The 20,758-nt window shown below is 71.1% G+C and carries 13 protein-coding genes and 4 pseudogenes; 7 read left to right on the top strand and 10 right to left on the bottom strand.

The window, feature by feature from the left end:
* The first annotated feature begins 159 nt into the window (after positions 1-159).
* Both fxsT and K9S39_RS11160 read left to right on the top strand, forming a co-directional pair.
* Complete coding sequence (fxsT, locus tag K9S39_RS11175; RefSeq protein ID WP_283112301.1) at positions 160-2,736, top strand: FxSxx-COOH system tetratricopeptide repeat protein; 2,577 nt, start codon at positions 160-162, stop codon at positions 2,734-2,736.
* Positions 2,737-2,995: 259 nt separating this feature from the next.
* Entirely contained in the window at positions 2,996-3,379 is a 384-nt protein-coding gene (locus tag K9S39_RS11160) for a DciA family protein (RefSeq protein WP_248863203.1), read from the top strand.
* A 694-nt stretch (positions 3,380-4,073) separates the two neighbouring features.
* On the opposite strand, the pseudogene K9S39_RS42975 reads toward K9S39_RS11160, so the two are convergent.
* Positions 4,074-4,349, bottom strand: a pseudogene (locus tag K9S39_RS42975) (IS5/IS1182 family transposase); the annotation flags it as partial.
* 533 nt (positions 4,350-4,882) lie between these two features.
* On the opposite strand from K9S39_RS42975, the pseudogene K9S39_RS11150 reads away from it, so the two are divergent.
* A pseudogene (locus tag K9S39_RS11150) lies at positions 4,883-6,414 on the top strand (ISL3 family transposase).
* Between the two features lie 51 nt (positions 6,415-6,465).
* Here K9S39_RS11150 and K9S39_RS11145 read toward each other — a convergent pair.
* The 3 genes and pseudogenes from K9S39_RS11145 to K9S39_RS11135 form a co-directional block, all read right to left on the bottom strand.
* A pseudogene (locus K9S39_RS11145) lies at positions 6,466-7,239 on the bottom strand (IS5 family transposase); the annotation flags it as partial.
* Positions 7,236-8,084: a putative RNA methyltransferase gene (locus tag K9S39_RS11140; protein ID WP_248863202.1), complete on the bottom strand. Its 849-nt coding sequence runs from the start codon at positions 8,082-8,084 to the stop codon at positions 7,236-7,238. The gene K9S39_RS11140 and the pseudogene K9S39_RS11145, both read right to left, overlap by 4 nt.
* A gap of 439 nt (positions 8,085-8,523) precedes the next feature.
* Positions 8,524-9,461: pseudogene (locus K9S39_RS11135) on the bottom strand (IS5 family transposase).
* Positions 9,462-9,633: 172 nt separating this feature from the next.
* On the opposite strand from K9S39_RS11135, the gene K9S39_RS11130 reads away from it, so the two are divergent.
* From K9S39_RS11130 to K9S39_RS11120, 3 genes are all read left to right on the top strand, one after another.
* Complete coding sequence (locus tag K9S39_RS11130) at positions 9,634-11,169, top strand: lipase/acyltransferase domain-containing protein (protein WP_248863201.1); 1,536 nt, start codon at positions 9,634-9,636, stop codon at positions 11,167-11,169.
* Positions 11,170-11,184: 15 nt separating this feature from the next.
* Entirely contained in the window at positions 11,185-15,609 is a 4,425-nt protein-coding gene (locus tag K9S39_RS11125; RefSeq protein ID WP_248863200.1) for a WD40 repeat domain-containing protein, read from the top strand.
* A 386-nt stretch (positions 15,610-15,995) separates the two neighbouring features.
* Positions 15,996-16,328 carry a hypothetical protein gene (locus K9S39_RS11120; protein ID WP_248863199.1) on the top strand — a complete coding sequence of 111 codons (333 nt, stop codon included), beginning with the start codon at positions 15,996-15,998 and terminating at the stop codon, positions 16,326-16,328.
* Here K9S39_RS11120 and K9S39_RS11115 read toward each other — a convergent pair.
* Positions 16,279-16,452, bottom strand: coding sequence for an NUDIX domain-containing protein (locus K9S39_RS11115; RefSeq protein ID WP_248868683.1), 174 nt, complete (start codon positions 16,450-16,452; stop codon positions 16,279-16,281). The two genes, K9S39_RS11120 and K9S39_RS11115, sit on opposite strands and share 50 nt — an antisense overlap.
* Positions 16,453-16,526: 74 nt before the next feature.
* Here K9S39_RS11115 and K9S39_RS11110 point away from each other — a divergent pair, with 74 nt between their 5' ends.
* Complete coding sequence (locus K9S39_RS11110; RefSeq protein WP_248863198.1) at positions 16,527-16,709, top strand: hypothetical protein; 183 nt, start codon at positions 16,527-16,529, stop codon at positions 16,707-16,709.
* 74 nt (positions 16,710-16,783) lie between these two features.
* Here K9S39_RS11110 and K9S39_RS11105 read toward each other — a convergent pair whose 3' ends face one another.
* The 5 genes from K9S39_RS11105 to K9S39_RS11085 are packed head-to-tail and all read right to left on the bottom strand — an operon-like array spanning position 16,784 to position 20,705.
* A complete protein-coding gene (locus tag K9S39_RS11105; RefSeq protein ID WP_248863197.1) occupies positions 16,784-18,040 on the bottom strand; it encodes a cytochrome P450 in 1,257 nt (418 codons plus the stop codon).
* Positions 18,037-18,645 carry a GTP-binding protein gene (locus tag K9S39_RS11100; protein ID WP_248863196.1) on the bottom strand — a complete coding sequence of 203 codons (609 nt, stop codon included), beginning with the start codon at positions 18,643-18,645 and terminating at the stop codon, positions 18,037-18,039. Before K9S39_RS11100 ends, K9S39_RS11105 begins: the two co-directional genes overlap by 4 nt.
* Positions 18,623-18,985, bottom strand: a complete 363-nt coding sequence (locus K9S39_RS11095; RefSeq protein ID WP_248863195.1) for a DUF742 domain-containing protein — start codon at positions 18,983-18,985, stop codon at positions 18,623-18,625. The genes K9S39_RS11100 and K9S39_RS11095 overlap by 23 nt, the downstream gene beginning before the upstream one ends.
* On the bottom strand, positions 18,982-19,416 hold the full coding sequence (locus K9S39_RS11090) for a roadblock/LC7 domain-containing protein (protein ID WP_248863194.1): 435 nt from the start codon (positions 19,414-19,416) through the stop codon (positions 18,982-18,984). Before K9S39_RS11090 ends, K9S39_RS11095 begins: the two co-directional genes overlap by 4 nt.
* Entirely contained in the window at positions 19,413-20,705 is a 1,293-nt protein-coding gene (locus K9S39_RS11085; protein ID WP_248863193.1) for an ATP-binding protein, read from the bottom strand. Before K9S39_RS11085 ends, K9S39_RS11090 begins: the two co-directional genes overlap by 4 nt.
* Positions 20,706-20,758 lie beyond the last annotated feature (53 nt).

Below are 20,758 nucleotides of genomic sequence, written 5' to 3'. Positions count from 1 at the left end.
GCTCGTGTCGCCGCCCTCTCCGGATCCTCCGGCACCGCCCCCTTCCGGGCCTCCGCCGTCTGCGGCCACTGCAACCGCGTCCGGTGACCAGTCCATCGCCATCGCAGGCGACAACCACGGCCGCCTCGCCACCGGTGACACCTCCGGCGGGGCACCGCGATGACGCCTCTGTTCCGCAAGCGCCGACGTGAGCGGCCGGCGCGTGATCAGCGGCATGCCCAGGGTCCGCCTACGCCTGTCCACGCCGACGCGTCGGGCCCGCGCTCCATTGCCATCGCGGCGCCCGGCGGCTTCTACGGGGTCGCGCAGACCGGAGACGGCGCCCGTGCCCTGATGCTGCCACCCCAGGCTCTGCTGCCGCCCGCTGATGTGGACGCCCCGCCCGGGCTGGATAACCTTCCCCGGCGGGGTGCCTTCGTGGGACGCACTGCCGAACTCGACCGGCTGGACAAGGTCCTTTCCCACCCCGGCGAGGTGGTGGTGCAGGCGGTGCACGGGCTCGGCGGCATCGGCAAGAGCGCCCTGGCCGCCCACTGGGCGGTCACCCGCGCCCACGCGGCGGGCTGCGCGCCCATCCGCTGGATCACCGCCGACAGCGCCGCCTCCGTCCAGCGGGGCCTCGCCGACCTGGCCAGCGCGCTGCAACCCGCCCTGGCCGAGGTGCTGCGCGCCGCCGACCTGACCGAGCGCGCCCTGCAGTGGCTGGCCACCCACGGCGGTTGGCTGCTGGTGCTGGACAACGTCAATGATCCCCGGGATATCGCCCCTCTGCTCGACCGAGCCCGAGGCGGCCGCTTCCTGATCACCAGCAGGCTCGCGACCGTGTGGCATGACGCAGCCACCGTGGTCCGCCTGGACGTCCTGGACGAGAACGCGTCACTGGCGCTGCTCACCCGTATCGCCACGGCCGGCGCCGACCCGCGCGACATGGACGGCGCCGCCGAACTGTGCGCCGAGCTCGGTCACCTGCCCCTTGCCGTCGAGCAGGCCGCCGCCTATCTCGCCCAGGCCCCGCTGCTGACGCCCCGTGGCTACCTCGGCCTCCTGGCCCGGTACCCGGCGGACCTCTACGGGGCCGGCGGCGTCCCCGGCGCCGACAGCGAACGCACTGTCGCCCGCGTCTGGAATCTGACGCTGGACCGGATCCGGCGGACCCAGCCCCTGGCCACCGACCTGCTGCGTCTCCTGGCCTGGTACGCGCCCGACCGCATCCCCGTCGGCCTCCTCGGCGGTGTGCCGGGCACCCCGGAGGCCACCGGCGCCCTGGGCTTGCTCACCGCCTACAGCATGGCGACCGCCGACCCCGCCACCGGCACCCTCGCCGTGCACCGCCTCGTGCAGGCCCTGGCCCGCACCCCCGACCCCCGCGACCCCCACCGCACCCCGGACCTCGTCGACCGCGCCCGCCGGGCCGCGGCCGCCCACCTGCAGGCGGCGCTGCCCGCCACATCGCTGGACCCCGCCACCTGGCCCGCCTGGCGGGCTCTGACGCCGCACATCGACGCCCTCATCGACCACTCGCCCCCCGAGACGGACACCTCCGAAGACATCGGAAGGGTGCTCAACGAGGCCGGCCTCTTTCTCACCCACCAGGGCGACACGAGCCGCGCGATCACCTACTACGAACGCGCCCTCACCGCCGCCGCACGGGAACTGGGCGACACCGGTCCCGTCACCCTCACCGTGCGCAACAACCTTGCACGGGCATACGAGTTCAAAGGAGACGCGGCCCGGGCCCTCTCCCTCCTGGAGGACACCCTCAGGGACCGGGAGCGGGTTCTGGGCACAGACCATCCGCATACCCTGTCCACGCGCAACAACCTCGCCCAGGCTCACCAGTCGGCCGGGAATCTCGCCAGGGCGCTGCCGCTGTTCGAGCAGACCCTGCACGACCGGATCCGCACCGTTGGCCGGGACCACCCGGACACCCTGATCGCGCGAAACAACCTGGCCTTCGCCTACACGGCGGCGGGAGACCCCGCGCGGGCCCTTCCGCTGCACCGCGAGATCGCCGAGGACGCGGTGCGGATCCTCGGCGAGCACCACCTGCACACCCTGATCATGCGCAACAACCTCGCCGGCGCCTACGCGGCCGTGGGTGACCTCGGCCGCGCCGTCCCCCTGTACGAGCGGGTCCTCGGCGACCGTGAGCGGCTCCTCGGAGCCGACCACCCGCACACCCTCGCGACGCGTGGTGGCCTCGCCGACGCCTATGAGGCGGCGGGAGACCTGAAACGGGCCATCCCGCTATACGAGCAGACCTTGGCCGACCGGGAGCGGGTCCTCGGAGCCGGCTCTCCCCTCACCGTTGTCTCCGGCAACGACCTCGCAGGCGCGCTCGTGGCGGCGGGCCGCCCCGACCGGGCCCTTCCGGTGTACGAGCAGGCCCTTCGCGACGCGGCGCGCAACCTGGGGGACACCCATGAGCTGACGCGCACTGTGCGCCACAACCTCGCCGCCACACACGCGCGCAGAGGCCACCTGGACCTGGCCGTTCCACTGCTCGAGCAGACCCTCGACGCCACGGTACGCAGTGTCGGGGAGGACCATCCGGACACCGGGGCGGTACGCCTCGACCTCGCCGCCGCGTACGCGGCGACGGGGCGCCCGGACCTCGCAATCCCCCTGTACGAGCGAGCCCTCACCGACGCGGTACGGCTGCTGGGAGCGGGGCACCCTACGACGACGGCTATCCGCGCCGCCCTCACCGCAGTGCGCCGAACCAGCGGCCAGTGAAGCGGCCCAACAGGCCGAGAAGGACGCCCACGGCCCAGTCACACGACCTATCGGACACTGCCTGGCGTCCGACTGCGTCGCGGCTACTCGGTCTTGTTCTGGATTTGGGCTTCCCGAACTACGAGTTGGTTGATCGGCGGCGTGCCGACGAACACCGGCGAGCTCTTCCGTCTCTCATTGGCCTCAATCTGGCTGATCTTGTCGTCGGTGGCGGTGAGGCTGACGGTCAGTTGCTCGACGTCGCCCAGCCATCCTTCTCGTGCTGTCCGGTGTCGACCTGGCCCGGGTCACCCTGCACGCCGCGCGCGAGGCCGCGAAGAAGTGCGGCGCCACCGACGCCCGTGCGCCGCGTCGCCGTCAGGAACGTGTCGTTCGGCGTGACGGGCGGGACCCGCAAGGGTTCGCCGCCGTTCTCCAGAGCCTGATGGCCGACCGGGCCTGGCAGCTCCCGGCGGCCGGCGGGACCGTGCTGGACCAGTGGCCGGACATCGCAGCCGCCGTCGCACCGCAACTGCCCGACCACGTCCGGGCCGTGGCCTTCCACCCGGAGAACGGGCAGCTGGACCTGCGCCCCGACTCGCCCGCATACGCCACCCAGCTCCGGCTGGTCAGCGACCGGATCGTCGCCGCGGCGAACGAGTGACAGGCACGCAAGCGGTCCGCACGGTCCGCGTCCTTCCCGTCGGTGCGACAGCCCCGGCACCCCGCGAGCCGATACCCGCCACGGCGGCGGCACCCGCCTCCGAGGAGCCGGTCAAGACACGTGAAAAGGCCTCGGACGGCTTCCGCCAAGCGCTTGCCGCGCACCAGCAGGCCCGGCCCGAGCGGCACGTCGACCGGCCATCGCGGCCGCCATAGAGCGGCAGAACCGCGCCCTGCGTCAGCTGAGCCAGCGCGCCTTTCCGGAGCCGGCTGCGGACGACGGGCCGAGCCCGATCGAGACCGTCCGCGCCCAGCGTCGCCGGGAGGCCGATGCCGTGCGCGCCATGGCGCTGCGCCGTGCCCGAGCTGAGCGTGCTGCCCAGCAGGCCGGACCTGCGGTCCCTGTGCCGCAGGCCCCGGCGATCCGGCGTACGGCGTGATGGGCGGGTCAGGGCGTTGGAGGCCCGATTGTCAGTGGGTGCCCCTACAGTCGGCAACGACTCTTCGCCCGGGGGTAGTTGAAGCGCCCGGCAAGTTAGGGCCTGTCTCGAGTCGTGATCATGCGGTGGGGTGGAGGCTGCGGAGCCAGATGACCGCTCCGCGCAGGTGGAGGGCGGCGAGGTAGCTCTCGGGCGTCTTGTCATAGCGCGTGGCGAGCCCCGCCATGCCTTGATCTTGTTGATGCAGCGTTCCACCGTGTTGCGGTCACGGTAGAGCTCGGCGTCATGGGAGATGGGACGCCCGCCCCGGGCTACCCTTCTTCTTCCGGTTGGCCGCCTGGTCGGTCTTCTCTGGGATGACCGCCTTGACCTCTCTTTCGCGCAGATAGGCGCCTTGGCCTTGGAGGAGTACGCCTTCTCTCCGACGACTGCGTCGGGCCGGGTGCGCGGGCGTCCGATGGAGCCGCGGACCTTGACCTTGTCCAGGATCGGGATGAAGTGCGGGGTGTCGGCGGCCTGGCCCTCGGTCAGCTCGAAGGAGAGCGGGCGGCAGCGTCGCTCGGCGGCGAGGTGGACCTTGCCGGTCAGTCCTCCGCCGCGTGAGCGGCCTAGCCGGGCGGCCTTCGAGCGTGCTCGGCGTCGTCGTCGGCTGCGCCTTCGTTCCCGTTTGCCCGGGGTGCTCTCGCCTTCCTCGCCCGTGATCTGGGGCAACCGGCCTGGCCCCGGCAGGCCGCTCGGCTCGAAGAACCGCCACCCGCCACCCGCTACGACGTGGGCAAGACGGTCAGGCGGCCAGAGACCATCGCCGAACCACATGCGGGAATCCGGACTCATCACCAACTACGGGTGCGAGGAATATCAGGTACGCGTCGACCGGAACCACTGGATGGGGCTGGTGGCCAACCGGTGAATGTCGATGCTGTCGTCATTCGCCGACGAACAACTCGCCAACGGCATTGCAGAGATTCGACGCCGGTACGCGCCCGGCGAGGGGTCTGTCAAACGAACGGCCCTGTCTCACTTTCGGTGGTGACGGAGAGTCGTGATGGGTCGTTGACATTCGCGTGAAGGATGTCAATGAGCTCGTGCAGACGGTGTTTTCGGGTTTGTCCCCGCTGGTCATCGAGGATGTGGTCGACGAAGGTGAGCGGATCGTGGTGCGGGCACGGACTCCGCGGGACACTGCGGTCTGCCCGGTGTGCGGGGCCTCGTCGGAACGTGTGCACGGCTATCACTGGCGGACGGTGGCCGACGTGCCGGTCGATGAACGCCGGGTGGTGGTCCGTGTGCGGGTGCGGCGTCCGGTGTGTCCCACGCGCGGCTGCCGCCGCACCTTCCGCGAGCAGGTGCCCGGAGTGCTGGACCGATACCAGCGGCGAACCGTCCGTCTGACCAGGCAAGTCAAGACCGTGGTCAAGAGTTAGCGGGCCGAGCCGGGGCGCGTTTGCTGGCGATAATGGCGGTGAGCCTGTCGCGTCACACGGCTCTGCGCACGCTGTTGCGGATCCCGCCGCCCGTCTGGGCGGGTGCCCCGGGTGACCGGTGTCGATGACTTCGCTCTGCGCCGGCGGCACCGTTATGCCACCGTGATCATCGACGCCGAGACCCATGAGCGGATCGACGTGCTGCCCGGCCGCAGGGCCGACACCCTTCAGGTGTGGCTGCGCGAGCATCCGGGCGTCGAGGTCGTGTGCCGTGACGGCTCGGCGACCTGTGCTGAGGCGATCCGGCGCGCTCTGCCTGACGCGGTCCAGGTTGCCGATCGCCGGCATGTGTGGCACAACCTGTGCGAAGCCGCTCTGAGCGAGGTCAAAGCGCACAGCACCTGCTGGGCCACCGTACTGGGCGAGCCCATCCACGACGGGCCCCGCGCCCGGACCACCCTCGAACGCTGGCACCAGGTCCACGGCCTGCTCGACCAGGGCGTGGGCCTGCTCGAATGCGCCCGCCGCCTGCAACTGGCCCTGAATACCGTCAAACGCCATGCCCGCGCCGACCGGCCCGAGCGCATGCTCCGCGCCCCCAAGTACCGCGCCTGGTCGATCCCTACCGCGAGCACCTGCGCAGACGCCGGGCCCAGGACCCCGGCGTCCCCGTCAAGCACCTCTTCGAAGAGATCAAGGCCCTCGGCTTCACGGGCTGCCTGAACCTCCTGCACAAGTACATCAACCAGGGCCGTACGGACTCCGACCGCAGCCATATCTCCCCACGCAGGCTCGCCCGGATGCTGCTGACCAGGCCCGACAACCTCAAGGACGAGCAACACGAGCTCCTGGCCAAGCTCACCGCCGCCTGCCCCGAGATGACCCAACCGGCTGCAGATATCAGGGCCTTCGCCCCGCTGCTTGCGCCTCACGCCGACAATGCCGACGCGCTCACGCGCTGGGCCACCCAGGTCCGCGGCGCCGACCTGCCCCACCTGCATGCCTTCGCCCGGGGCCTGGACCGGGACCTCGACGCCGTGATCGCCGGGCTCACGCTTCCGTACAGCAACGGCCCCACCGAGGGTGTCAACACCAAGACCAAGCGGATCGCGCGCCAGATGCACGGACGAGCAGGCTTCACCCTGCTTCGCCACCGCATCCTCCTCGGATAGCAGCGCTCCGTCACCACCGAAAATGAGACAGGGCCGAACGTTTTACAGACCCGTTTCGGTGTCCAGGATGCGGGTCCTGCCGCCGTCACGGCTCTTCTCTTGCGGTTTGCCTGCTGGTCGGTACGTTCGGGGATGACAGCGCGGATGCCGCGGCACGCGAGGTCTGCGCGGATCTGTTTGCAGGAGTACGCCTTGTCTCCGAGCAGGGCGTCCGGTGTGGTTCGTGGCCTGCCTCGGCCGCATCGCGGGACCCGGATATCGCTCAGCAGGAGCGGCAGGATCTGTCCGTCGTGGACCTGGCCCGGGGTGACCACGATGGCCAGTGGGCGGCCGTTGCCGTCCACGGCGTGATGGATTTTGGTTGTCAGGCCGCCGCGGGATCGGCCTACTGCGTGCGCCGCAGGTTCACGGTCGATCACCGTAGCCTCGCTCTGGCCGCGGCGGGTGGCGGCGCTGGTGTCCGACTCCGGCCGAGTCGTGTTCGTGGCGTGCTGATGAGTCCGGTTGATCGTCGAGTCCACTGAGACCGTCCAGTCGATCTCGCCGACCGAGTCTGCCTGGGAGGTCAGTTGCGCCAGAACCGAGTCCCACGTGCCGTCAGCGGCCCACCTGCGATGTCGTCCACACCGTCTGCCAGGGTCCGAACACCTCGTGGGGCAGGTCTCGCCAGGGGATGCCGGTGCGGTACCGGTAGATGATTCCCTCGATGATGCGGCGGTGGTCGGCGAACGGGCGCCCTACCTTCCCCGTGTTGCAGGGAAAGCAGGGCGCCAGACGTGCCCACTGCTCGTCGGCCAGTAGGCGCGTGCGCCCGCTTGTGGTCACCGAGGCTGGTAGGCGGTGGCCAGCACGGAGACGGTGACCTTGTCGGGCACGAGACCGTAATCGCCCAGGTCCGCACCGTTCAGATGGCGTGCGCTCGGCGTCATCCCCACCAGATCAAGGGCCTCCGGTCGGGTCAAGGACGTGACGTACTCGACCAGCTCGGTGCCCGCGGCCTCGAAGAAAGGGGCCAGCACCTTGTGCAGGCGACGTTCCTTGGCCGGGTCGATCGCGACCATTCCGGACACCTGGCTGCGCAATTCACGCAGGTGCCGCCCGGTCGGACGCACTACGACCAGCCGACCGCCCGGGCGCAGCACCCGGTGAAACTCGGATGGGTTGCGCGGGGCGAACACGTCCAGCACGACGTCAGCCATCCCGTCGGCCAGCGGGAGGGGACGGAAGACGTCCCAGGTCGCGGCAGCTGCTCGCTCATGGGCACGGGCCGTCGCGCGCAGGGCGCGCACCGAGGTGTCCAGGCCCAGACCGCGGGCATCGGGCAGCTGATCGAGGACGCCGGCCAGGTAGTAGCCCGTGCCGCACCCCACGTCCACCACGGTGCTCTGCCCGGGCACGGTGTCGGCCGCCAGGTGAGCCACGATCCGGCGGATCGGCCCGTACCTGCCGGTGGCCAGAAACCGGTCCCGGGCTCGGGCCATGGCCGCGTCGTCGCCGCTGGTGGCGCGGGTGCCCGTCAGGAGGCTGACATAGCCATGACGGGAGATGTCGAAGGTGTGGCCCGCCGGGCAGCGCAGCGCGCCGCGGTCGGGGTGGAGACAAGCGCCGCACGTCGGACAGCGCAGGAGAGCGAGGAACGATTCGAGGGCAGGGTGAAGCGAAACAGGCATAAGACACTCCTGGCAACGGTGAAGGGAAGGGACCGTGCCTGCAACGCGCGCTCAGAAGATGGCCGTCCCAGGAGGAACGGATCGGCGTCGGCCCTCGATGCGGGCAGCGCCGAAACGCGGGTCATGCGGCAGGCACACCAAGGAGGGCGATGCCGTCCGGCATCGCCCTCACAGCCTCCCGATCAGTGGAAGCAGCAGTGCGGAGTGCTTGTGAATGCCATACCGCGATTCTACGAGGCTCGGCCGAAGCCCCTCGCGCGTGCCCGCAGTTAAGAGACACGGCCTAGCTGGGGACATGGCCGGGGGTCGGCGAGACCCGCAGTGTGGGGCTGGCTCAACGGAGGCCATCCGCCTGGGTGAAGCCGACCAAGATCTTCTCGCGGATTTCTCCCAAACGATCTTCGGGAACGAATCAGGGGTCTAGGACTTGTCCGGACGATCACGTTCGAAGCCAAATGACCAAGGCTGCTGCGGTAACCGTGCCGAGGAAGATGTAGCCGCGCTTGTCATAACGGGTCGCTACGGCTCGTGCGTGCTTGAGCCGGTTGATCGCCCGTTCGACAGTGTTGCGCTTCTTGTACCGCTCTTCGTCGAACCCCGGTGGGCGCCCGCCACGTGTACCTCTGCGCAGGCGGGCGGCCTGGCTATCGGTCTTCTCCGGGATGGTATGCCGGATGCCCCGGTGCCGCAGGTACTCGCGGCAGGGCCCGTTGCTGTATGCCTTGTCCGCGGCGAGGGTGTCAGGTTTACTGCGGGGTCTGCCCGGCCCGATACGGGGGACGCGGATCTTCTCCAGCACGGGCTTGAACTGGGTGCAGTCCGCCCGCTGTCCTGGTGTGACGACCAGGGAGAGCGGCCGGCAGCGGCCGTCCGCCACACTCAGGTGGAGCTTGGTGGTGAACCCGCCGCGCGAGCGACCAAGGCCCTCGCCTCCCGCGCCGCCTCCACCAGGCGGGCGACGAGGCTCTGCCACGGTGTCTCGCCCTGGTGTTCTGCTGGTCCGTCCCCCCTTGACACAGGAGCCGACGGCGGGTCGGTGCGGGCGCCGGCGGCGTGCTGATGCGCCCGCACGATGGTGGAGTCGACTGAGATGTCCCAGTCGATCTCGCCTGCCGCGTCGGCCTCGGCCTGGATCCGTTGCAGGAGCACCTCCCACGTTCCGTCTGCTGACCAGCGTCGGTGCCGCTCGTGCACTGTCTTCCACGGCCCATACCGCTCCGGCAGGTCACGCCACTGCACGCCTGTCCGGATCCGGTAGAGCACCCCGTTCACGACCTGGCGATGGTCCCGCCACCTGCCGCAACGCCCGTTGCTCACCGGCAGGAGCGGCTCCAGCCGCGCCCACTGGGTATCCGTCAGGTCGCCCCTATATCCCATGGTCCTGTCAACGGCTCCCCGGATCGCCGGGATACGGTCCAGTCGTGGGGCCTGGCCCGGCCGACGATTCGGAGGAACACCAACACTGGGTATTGCGATCGGCTCCTGGGCCGCGGGGCGTTCTCGGCGAAGCCCACGCGGGCGGTGGGTGTGCTCCCTTATCGTCGGTGGCATGGGGATTGTGGGGGATGACGGGGACGGGCACCGCCGGGCTGTGCCGTACGCCGGCGTGCCGCCGGTGTTCGAGGACCGGACCAGGGACGCCTGCATCGTCGTGCCGGGCATCATGGGCAGCGTCCTGGAGGACACCGCGACGGGCGCCGAGCTGTGGGGCGCGGACCCTGGGATGCTCACCGACCCGCTGACTGGCAAGGGCTTCCTCGGAACTCTGCACGCCAATGGGCAGGAGCAGGCCGCCGACGACGACACCGCCCGGCGCAACCCGCTGACCCGCATCCGTGCCACCACGCTGCTGACCAAACCATGGTGGCTGCCAGTCTTCGAAGGCCTCGACCCCTACACCGACCTCCACAAGGCGCTGCAGAGCGTCACCCTAAATCCGCGCGCGGTGGCACCATTCCCGTACGACTGGCGCCTGGCCGTCGCCTACAACGGGGCCCTGCTAGCCCGTGAGGCCCGTGCGCACCTCGCACGGTGGCGGGAGCAGGTGGCAGCCCGGCCCGAGTGGCGCGCGGCAGGCGAGCGGCAGTCGCGGCTGCTGTTCGCCGCCCACTCCATGGGCGGGCTCGTGGTGCGGGCCGCTCTGGAACAGGACCCGGAACTCGCGGCCGACACCCGAGCGGTGATCACCGTCGGGACGCCGTTCCTGGGCTCGGCGAAGTCCGTCCTCGCGCTCAACCTCCTGCACGCCGGGGCGAAGCCGGCATGGCTGCTGCGGCACGTCCAGGCGATGGCGGCGACGCTGCCGGGCGTCCACGACCTGCTGCCCGGCTACCGCTGCCTGGACCGAGGCCTCGACGTCGAGCGCCTCACACCCGCGGACGTCGCCCGGTTCGGCGGCGACGCGCACCTGGCCGCGCGCGCCCTCGACGAGCACACGCGCCACCGCGAGAGCCCGTTCACGATGCCGGGGCACCGGGCAATCGTCGGCGATGCCCAGGTCACCGTGCAGACCCTGGACGAGCATGAGCGGGCCGGCCGCGGGGTCGCCGTGGGCCGCCACCACGCCTTCGACGTGGGCGAGGACGGCGAGCTCGTCCGCGACTCGCTCACCGGGATCCCCGCCCGGCGCAACACCTACGGCGACGGCACCGTCCACGGGCCGTCCGCCCAGGCGGGCACCGAGGCGAACATTTACGTGTTCGGCCAGCACGGCACGTTGCCCCGCCACGACGAAGTCCTGCGCCAGGTGCGCCGTATCGCCCTGGAGCGCCCGCAGGGCGCCCACCTGGGCGGTGACGGCAGCGGGGATGGGCCCGGCCTGGAAACTCCCCACCTCGGCGGGAACTTCGGCGAGCCGCTCACCCTGAGGGTCACCGGCCTGGACACCCCCGCGGGCGTGCGCCTGAGCGTCCGCAGTGCCACCACCGGCCGCCTGAACCACCCGCTCACTCTCACCGGCGGCCCCGACCGGACCTGGTCCGCCCGTTTCACCCCCGACGCGCCGGACCTGTACCGCGTGGTCCTGGACACCGGATCCCATGTGCCCATCTCCCAACTCGTACTCGTCAGCCCGCCCGACGCGTGAACCCGGCAGCACGCCATGACCACTCCCACCACCCCGGCCGACACCCCGCACCCGGCCCCTGCCGGTGCCGATGACGGCGCGGTCGAACTGTTCCCGGTGAACTTCACCACCTACCGGCACCACCCGCACCTGGAGACCGACAAGCATGTGCGGGCGATCGCCGACCTGCTCGCCCCCTACGGCCTGCGCCTCAACCGGTGGGCCGTCGCGGGGGAGGAACGGGACAGGCAGGCGGTCGAGGACCGGCTCGGCATCTGGACGGGCGAGACAGCCCCTGTCGGCAGCGGCAACACGGTGCTCTACTGGGTCGGTCACGGAAGCGCCGACAGCCTCGCCCACTACCGCAGCCCGGCGCGCAACACCAGCGGTGTCTCCGCGCACGAGATCGCCCGCGCCATCGGCAGCCGCCAGCTCCACCCCGATACCGCGGGCAACTGGGCCATCGTCGTCCTCGACGCCTGCTTCTCCCGCAACTTCGCCCAGGCCGTCCACATCGAACTCCTCACCCGGTACCCCGATGCCGACCGCTACCTGCTGCTGTCCACCGCGGCCGAGGGCTACGCCGAACTCGGCTCCTTCACCCGAACGCTCGACCGGGCCCTGACAGTCACCTTCCGCGGGCAGCCGGCCGTCGGCCTCGCCACCCTCGGCATCCACCTCGCCGCCGAACTCGGCGGCTACCGCGCCGACACCGCCGACGACCGCCGCGACCAGCTCGTCCGCCTGCTCCCCGACGCCGCCACCACCGGCTCCGCCCCCTTGGACCAGCTCGCCGAACTCCAAGCCGTCATCGACCAGCTCCCCACCGACGAACAGCGCCACTTCCTTCCCAAAGCCACCGGCGCCGAACTCGGCGAACTCGCCTGGTACTTCCACGGCCGCACCCTGGAACGCGATCGCATTCTCCACTGGCTCACCACCGCCCCCCACGGCGCCCTCGCGGTCACCGGCCCCGCCGGCGCCGGCAAATCCGCCCTCCTAGGACACGTCCTCCTGCACACCCGCAGCCACCTGCGCGACATCCTCACCCGCCACGGCCACCTGCACCCCCTCCCCGCCGGAACCCCCTGCCCCGACGACCCCTTCGACCTCGTCACCCACCTCTCCGGCCTCACCCTCACCCGCACACTCCAACTCCTCGCCGACGCCGCCGACCTGCCCGACCTCGCCCAGCAGGCCGCCGACAGCCGGCCCCCCGCCGACCTCACCGCCCAACTCATCACCCGGCTCCGCACACGACAGACCCCGCTGACCCTCCTGTTCGACGCCCTCGACGAAGCCGAACAACCCCTCACCATCGCCGACCTCCTCCTGCGCCCCCTCGCCGCCCTGCCCACGGTCCGCGTCGTCATCGGCACCCGCCGCTCCACCCACGAAGGCCCCGACCAGCCCGCCCCCACCGACACCGACATTCTCGACACCCTCCGGCCCCGGCCGACCGCCCACGGAACCGACCCGGAGAGCGACCTCCAATACGTCGAGGTGTCCCAGGACCCGGAAGCCCTCGCCGGATACCTGCGCGCCAAACTCGACGCCGCCAAACGACGCGGCACCCTTCACGCCGACGACACCCACATCGCGGAAACCGTCCACCGCCTCGTCACCGACCACCAGCACAACGGCGCCGAACCGCAGCAGTTCCTCTACGCCCGCCTCGCCGCCCACGAACTCCTCAACGACCCCACCCTCCTCACCGACCCCACCCCCCTGATCGGCCGCACCCACCGCCAACTCTTCACCCGCGCCCTCCAACGCCTCCACCACACCAACCCCGCCTACACCCCCCTGCTCCACTCCCTCGGCCTCGCCCAGGGCCGCGGCCTCCCCGACCAGGACGGCATCTGGGCCCACGCCGCCGACGCCCTCACCCCCACCGACACCGGCAGCAGCATCCCCGACCTGCTCCGCGACGCCGCCCCCTACCTCGCCCTCGACCACGAACACGAAAGAAGCGTCTACCGCCTCGCCCACCGCACCTTCACCGAACACTTCACCACCGCGCCCGGCGCCGCACAGGCCCACGCCCTCCTTACCACCGCCCTCACCCACCACGCCCGCCACACCCTGGACACCCATAGCGACGACACCACCACCCCACCACCGCCCCTGGTCGTCAGCCCCTACATCCGCCACCACCTCGCCGCCCACGCCCGCCTCGGCCACGTCGCCGGAGCCCTCGACACCCTCGCCGACCACATCGACGTACTCGACACGCTCGACCTCACCAGCATCACCACCGCCGCCTTCAACCACGGCCTGCCCTCCCACTACCTGCCGCCCGCCATCGCCGGAACCGTCCTGCTCCAGCACCACGCCCGCGACACCGCCCCCGACCAGCAGGCCGGCAGCACAACCGGATGGCGCCGGTGGTGGCGCCGACTCGGCACCACCTACATCCAAGGCGCCACGCCCCCCACCGAGACGCACTCCCACCACCCGAACCAGTGGCCCCCCACCCTGATTGCCGGCGCCGTCCAGCGACGCCAACTTCACCTGCAACTCACCGGCCACCACCGCGCGGTGTGGGCGGTGGCGGTGTTCACCGCGGCCGACGGCAACCCGCGCCTGGCCACCGGCAGCGGCGACGGGACGGTGCGGATCTGGGACCCGGCCACCGGCACCCAGATCGGCGAACCCCTCACCGGCCACCGTGACTGGGTGTACGCGGTGGCGGTGTTCACCGCAGCGGACGGCACGGTCCGCCTGGCCACCGGCGGCGACGACGAGACGGTGCGGATCTGGAACCCGGCCACCGGCACCCAGATCGGCGAACCCCTCACCGGCCACAGTGGCGCGGTGCGGGCGGTTGCGGTGTTCACCGCAGCGGACGGCACGGTCCGCCTGGCCACCGGCGGCGACGACAAGAGGGTGCGGATCTGGAACCCGGCCACCGGCACCCAGATCGGCGAACCCCTCACCGGCCACCACCGCGCGGTGCGGGCGGTGGCGGCGTTCACCGCGGCCGACGGCAACCCGCGCCTGGCCACCGGCGACGAGGACAACAGGGTGCAGATCTGGGACCCGGCCACCGGTACTCGGGACGGTTTACCCCTCACCGGCCACCACCGCTGGGTCAACGCGGTGGCGGCGTTCACCGCGGCCGACGGCAACCCGCGCCTGGCCACCGGCAGCGACGACAAGACGGTGCGGATCTGGAACCCGGCCACCGGCACCCAGATCGGCGAACCCCTCACCCTCCACTGCGGGGTGTACGCGGTGGCGGCGTTCACCGCGGCCGACGGCAACCCGCGCCTGGCCACCGGCAGCGACGACGGGACGGTGCGGATCTGGAACCCGGCCACCGGCACCCAGATCGGCGAACCCCTCACCCTCCACTGCGGGGTGTACGCGGTGGCGGCGTTCACCGCAGCGGACGGCACGGTCCGCCTGGCCACCGGCAGCGGCGACGGGACGGTGCGGATCTGGAACCCGGCCACCGGCACCCAGATCGGCGAACCCCTCACCGGCCACAGTGGCGCGGTGCGGGCGGTGGCGGTGTTCACCGCGGCCGACGGCAACCCGCGCCTGGCCACCGGCGGCGGCGAGAGGGTGCGGATCTGGGACCCGGCCACCGGCACCCAGATCGGCGAACCCCTCACCGGCCACCACCGCGCGGTGCGGGCGGTGGCGGCGTTCACCGCAGCGGACGGCACGGTCCGCCTGGCCACCGGCGGCGGCGACGAGAGGGTGCGGATCTGGAACCCGGCCACCGGCACCCAGATCGGCGAACCCCTCACCGGCCACCACCGCGCGGTGCGGGCGGTGGCGGCGTTCACCGCGACCGACGGCAACCCGCGCCTGGCCACCGGCGGCGGCGACGGGACGGTGCGGATCTGGGACCCGGCCACCGGTACCCAGATCGGCGAACCCCTCACCGGCCACAGTGGCGCGGTGCGGGCGGTGGCGGTGTTCACCGCGGCCGACGGCACGGTCCGCCTGGCCACCGGAGGCGACGACGGGACGGTGCGGATCTGGGACCCGGCCACCGGTACCCAGATCGGCGAACCCCTCACCGGCCACAGTGGCGCGGTGCGGGCGGTGGCGGTGTTCACCGCAGCGGACGGCACGGTCCGCCTGGCCACCGGCAGCGACGACGGGACGGTGCGGATCTGGGACCCGGCCACCGGTACCCAGATCGGCGAACCCCTCACCGGCCACCACCGCGCGGTGCGGGCGGTGGCGGCGTTCACCGCGGCCGACGGCAACCCGCGCCTGGCCACCGGCGGCGGCGACGAGACGGTACGGATCTGGAACCCGCAATCACGAACAGGGCACACACTGCCCCTGGCGACAAAAGTTCACGCACTGGCTGCATGCCACGGCATGCTCATCGCAGGCACCTCATCGGGCTGCCTCGCGATCGGCATCTCGTCCGTACGCACCGAACCGGGGCACACCGATAACCCGGACACCCCCACCCCAACTCCAGGAACACCGTAAGCGGGATGCAGCCTTCGGAACCCGCGACCACCGACCCTGCGCCATCCGGGTACCCAGGACCTTGATGCCACGGTGCGCTTGTGGCTCACGAAGATCGTTCCCTGCCCAGACAGGCCACGCTGCGGCCTCACCGGCGGTACGCGCCGGTTGCGGTCTACGACGGAACAGGAACCAGCTCGCAAACGCCACACAGAAACCGCTGGACAGTATTGGCTCCCCACAGAGCCGCCTCTGCGCCTCACGGCCCAGACCACTTTGCGCCGACTGTGGCCCCGCCGTCCCATCGCGACCCTGGGCACATCCATCCTCAGGGCCGCCTCTGCTGCCACCCCAACACCGCCCCCCGCTGGCTGAGGGTGTGGATTGATCGCCAGGACACTGCCTAAGTGGATCAGGCGTGTCCCTGTCTGTCCCTGCCGCTCTCGCTCGCCCGTGATCGGCCAGGGCTCGGCAAGGGGGCGGCTGGCCGGTCATCGCGGCGTCGCTGTCGGGTTGAGCAGGGCCTCGGCGATGTGCTGCCGCAGGGGCGCGTCGCTGATGGTGTCGATCTCGCGCCAGGCGGCGTCGGAGACCTCTTCGGTCTGGAGTTCTCCGATGTCGGCGGTGGTGTGGAAGGGAAAGCGGAAATCGAAGTGCTGGTGGGCGGGCTCGTGCTTGGCGGGGTTGGCGTCAATGGGGTGGACGTCGATGTTGCAGCGGGGTCTCGCCGTGCGGCGTGAGCACGTGGGTAGGAATACCGGTCTCCTCGGTGAGCTTGCGGCCGGCGGCCTGCAGGTGGGTGTTGTCCTCCGGTTCGAGGTGGCCGCCGGGCAGCAGCCACTTGCCGGTGGCGAGGTGGTGGATGTGCAGGATGCGGCCGTCGGGGCCGACCAGGACCGCGCCCGCGGTGGCATGGCCGCCCCGCCGCCCGGATCCGCGTGGAACACGCCAACGCCGGGCACCGGCACTGGCGTCCGCTCCAGCGGTTTACCGCCCGCCGCGAAACCTACGCGGAAATCCACCGAGCCGTCGCCGGTCTGGTCTCCGACCGCGCCGCCCGCAGGGCCACTGTCCGCAAGCCGAGCACCGAACCGGTACTCGCCCACCGGGTTTCCCGCTGATCACCCGCCAGCCGAACCGCCAGGCCGACACACCCCTATCTCAATTGCCGACCACGTCGTCACACCGGAGACCGTCAGACCCGCCGGCTGATCGGTGGGAAGCGGACGGGCAGGCCGGCCAGAGCCCGGTGGAAGGGGCCCTGCCGCCATTCCAACTTCTCGACCGGGATTTCCAGTTCGATGTTGGGGAGCCGGTCGAGGAGCTTCTCCAGGGCGACCGCGGCGATCACCCGGGCCGGGCCCTTCGCCGGACAGGTGTGCGGGCCCGCGCTCCACGCGAGGTGCGCGCGGTTGCCGGTCCGGCGTTCGCCGCTGAGGCCCGGGTCGGTGTTCGCGGCGGCCAGGCTGATGAGGATGGGCTCACCCTCGCACACGAGGGTTCCGTCGAGTTCCTGGTCGTGGATCGGATAGTGGACGGCGTAATTCGCCATCGGCGGGTCGGTCCACAGCACCTCGTCGATGGCGTCCTCGACGGGCATGGTGCCGCGTGCGAGATCACCGGCGAACCGGTCGTCGGACAGCAGCAGCCGCAGGCCGTTGCAGATCAGGTTCAGCTGGGGCTCGGTGCCCACGCCCAGGAGCACCACCAGCTGGTGCGACATCTCCTCGTCGGTCAGCCCGGCGGGATGGGCCATCAGCCAGGACGTCACGTCGGGCCCCGGTTCTGCCCGCTTGAGTGCCACCAGCTCGGCGACGCCCTCGGCCAGCACCGCGTTCGCCTTCTCGGAGCCGGCGTCGGCGTCGAAGATCCCGGACATGCCCTCGACCAGCTTGTCCCCGGTGGCGGGCGGGCAGCCGAAGAGCTCGTTGAAGACCAGCAGGGGCAGGACAGCACCGTACTCGTGGAGGAGATCCGCCCGCCCCTTGGGGCCGATCCGGTCGATGAGGGTGTCGGCGCTGTGCTCCACGTGGCGCATGAGCGCGTCGGGGTCCACGCGGCCCAGGCTGTCGGTGATGGCGCCACGCAGTCGGCTGTGGTCGTCGCCGTCGGTCCACAGGGCGTTCGGCCGGTACGCCATCATCGGCACGACCGGGCTGTCCGCCGGCACCGTCCCGTCGGCGAGAGCCCGCCAGCGGCGCGGGTCCTTGGAGAAGCGCTCCGGACTGCGCAGTACCTCCAGAGCGGTGTCGTAGCCGATGACCAGAGAAGCGCGCACGCCGGGCGCTATCTCCACGGGCGCGACGGAGCCGTGGGCGCGCAGTCGGGTGTACGACGCCATGGGGTCGGCGGCGAACTCCGGGCCGTACAGCCGCTCCACCGTACGTGCGCCGGCGTGCGCCGGGCAGTCGAGAGGAGGCGCCGCGTGGTGTGCGGGCCGGGGTGTCGTCATTCTTGCTCCTGAGGGGTGCGGGTCTGGAGGTACTCGATGAGGGAGATCAGCGCTCCGGCACCGGACGTGGCTTCCCGCGCGTCGCAGGTGACCAGGGGGGTTTCCGGCAGCAGGTCGAGAGCCTCGCGGATCTCCGCCTCGGGGAACACCGGCGCGCCGTCGAACTGGTTGACGGCGACCGCGTACGGCATGCCGTGCTCTTCCAGCAGGCCCATGATGTCGAACGACTGGTCGAGCCTTCGGGTGTCCGTCAGCACAAGTGCGCCGAGAGCTCCGTTCAGCATGTCCTTCCACAGCTGGGTGAAGCGCTTCTGCCCGGGGGCGCCGAAGAGATACAGCACCAGGGACTCGTTGAGCGTGAGGCGGCCGAAGTCCATGGCCACGGTCGTCGTGGTCTTGTCGGGGACGCCCGCGAGGTCGTCGACGAGCTCGCCGGCCTGCGTCATGGTCTCTTCGGTGCGCAGCGGCCGGATCTCGGAGAGGGTGCCGACGAACGTGGTCTTGCCGACGGCGAAGTGGCCGACGACGAGGATCTTGATCGCGGTCGTGACCGTGTCCGAGACGTAGATCGGGTCGACCGGGTCAGAAACGGGAGCGGAGCCCATCCAGCACCTCCTGCAGGAATCGGGCGTCGGGCAGTTGTGCCTTGGGGACGGGAGGCCGGACGTGGACATGGCCGCTGTCGACGAGGTCGCTGAGCAGGACCTTGGTGACGCTCATCGGCAGAGTGAGATGCCCGGCCACTTCGGCGACCGACAGCGCCCCGGGTCGGCACAGTTCGATCACACGCCGCTTCTCCGGGCTCAGCCCCTTCAGGGGACGGTCGTGCACGGCCGTCACCAGCGCCACAACGTCCAGTGTGTTGCGCGTCGGATGGGCGCGGCCCTCCGTGACGACGTACGGCCGTACGAGTCCTCTGTCGTGCGGGGGGCGCGGCGGGGTCATGCCGTACCGGAGTCGTCCGGCCTGCCGGGTACGGAATGCTGCCGCGGCAGACTGGTCAGCTCCTTGCCCAGCCGGTCGACCAACTTGTGCATGCTGTAGGTGACGGCTTCCATGTCGACGTCCTGGCCGGCCGAGACCGCCAGATACGCGCCCGTGCCGGCGGCCACCAGGAAGACGTACCCGTCGGCGAACTCGACCAGTGTCTGCTGCCACGGCGAGGTCTCCAGCCCGCAGAACTCGGCGGTACTGCGACTGATGGACTGCAGTCCGGACAACGCCGCGGCCTGCCGCTCGGCCTCGTCGCGCTTGATGCCCTGGGAGTGGGCGCGGAGCATGCCGTCCGCGGAGAGCAGGATCGCGTGGCGGGCTTCCGGGACCTTCAGGACCTCGTCGAGCATCCATCCGAGTTCGTTGGTCATCTGGCCGGTCATTCCTGGGGGGTTCCTTCGGTGTCGGGGGAGGAGTCGCGGCCGGAGCGGGTGCCGCGGGCGAACGCGCCCATACGGGAGGCGGTCTCGGCGGCGGGGCGGACCAGCGCGGGAGTGGAGGCCGGGGCCTCGGGGCCGCCGTCGGCTGCCTGGTGCTGCTGCGTGCATCGGCGGCGCTTGGGCAGACCACCCGCGGTGGACGACGGCGCTGCCTCTTCGGACGCGCCGGGTGAGGCCGGCTCCGGGGCGGGCGGTGTCTCGGCTCCCAGCGCGGGGATCGGCGGGCCCATGAAACGTACCCGGTTGAGGAGCGCGTTAGGGAGAAAGAGCACGGCCCGCACACCGCCGTACGGGGACTGCGTGTTGACCGAGACGCTGAATCCGTACCGGGCGGCGAGTGCGCCGATGACGGCGAAGCCGAACTGCGGCGGGCTGCCGAGCTTGTTGATGTCGATGTCCACCAGGCCGGACAGACGCCGGCCGGCTTCCTCGGTTTCGCGCGCGTCCATGCCGATGCCGGCGTCGTCGACGACGATGCTGACGCCGTTGTGGGCGGGCTGGATGCCGACTTCGACAGTGGTGTTGGGTCGGGAGTGCCGCGCCGCGTTGTCCAGCAGCTCGGCGACCGCGAGGACGACCGGCTCGACGGCTCGGCTCACGACGTCCATGTCGACGCGCGAGTGCACCTTGACGCGTCGGTAGTCCCGAATCCTCGATGTCGCACCGCGTACGACGTCGAGCAGCGGTGACGCGGTCCGCTGCCGTCCGGGCCACGAGCCGCAGAGCATGGCGATGGCCTGCGTCCTCCGGCCGAACTGCGCATTTGCATGATCGATCTCCAGGAGGTCCCGGAGCACATCGGGGTCGTCGTGCCGGTCCTGCATGTCGGAGATCGACACCTGCTGCTCGTTCGCCAATGCCTGCAGGGCGCGCATCGCCGACTTCAGTGTCGCCTTCGCCGACCTGTCCGCCCGGGATCGCGTGGCCTCGGCGGCCCCGGTGAACTGCTCGACGATCTGCTGCAGGTTCTTTCCGTACGTCGTTCCGGCGAGATCCGCATCGAGAGGCCCGGGCACGGGTGCGCTGCCGTGGGCCGCCTCGACCAGTGCGGGAAGCCGAACCTCGGAGAGGTGCCGGACCTCCTCCTCCCGGGCGAGCAGGCCGGCTTCGTGGATCGTCAGTCGACGGCGCAGGGCGGCGGTGATCCGGTACTGGCGTACCAGCAGCGACACTCCGGCGAGCGTGACCGCGGCGAGGCACCAGAACACCGCCTCCGGTATGTGTTGTGTCATCAGGTCCTCGTGAAGGGGGAGTACGACAGGCGCGGAGGCAGCGGGATATGCGG

It is taken from the genome of Streptomyces halobius (assembly GCF_023277745.1).
GTDB lineage: Bacteria > Actinomycetota > Actinomycetes > Streptomycetales > Streptomycetaceae > Streptomyces > Streptomyces halobius.
Note: the sequence above shows the minus strand (reverse complement) of the source record. Positions and strands in the feature narration are given on the sequence as shown.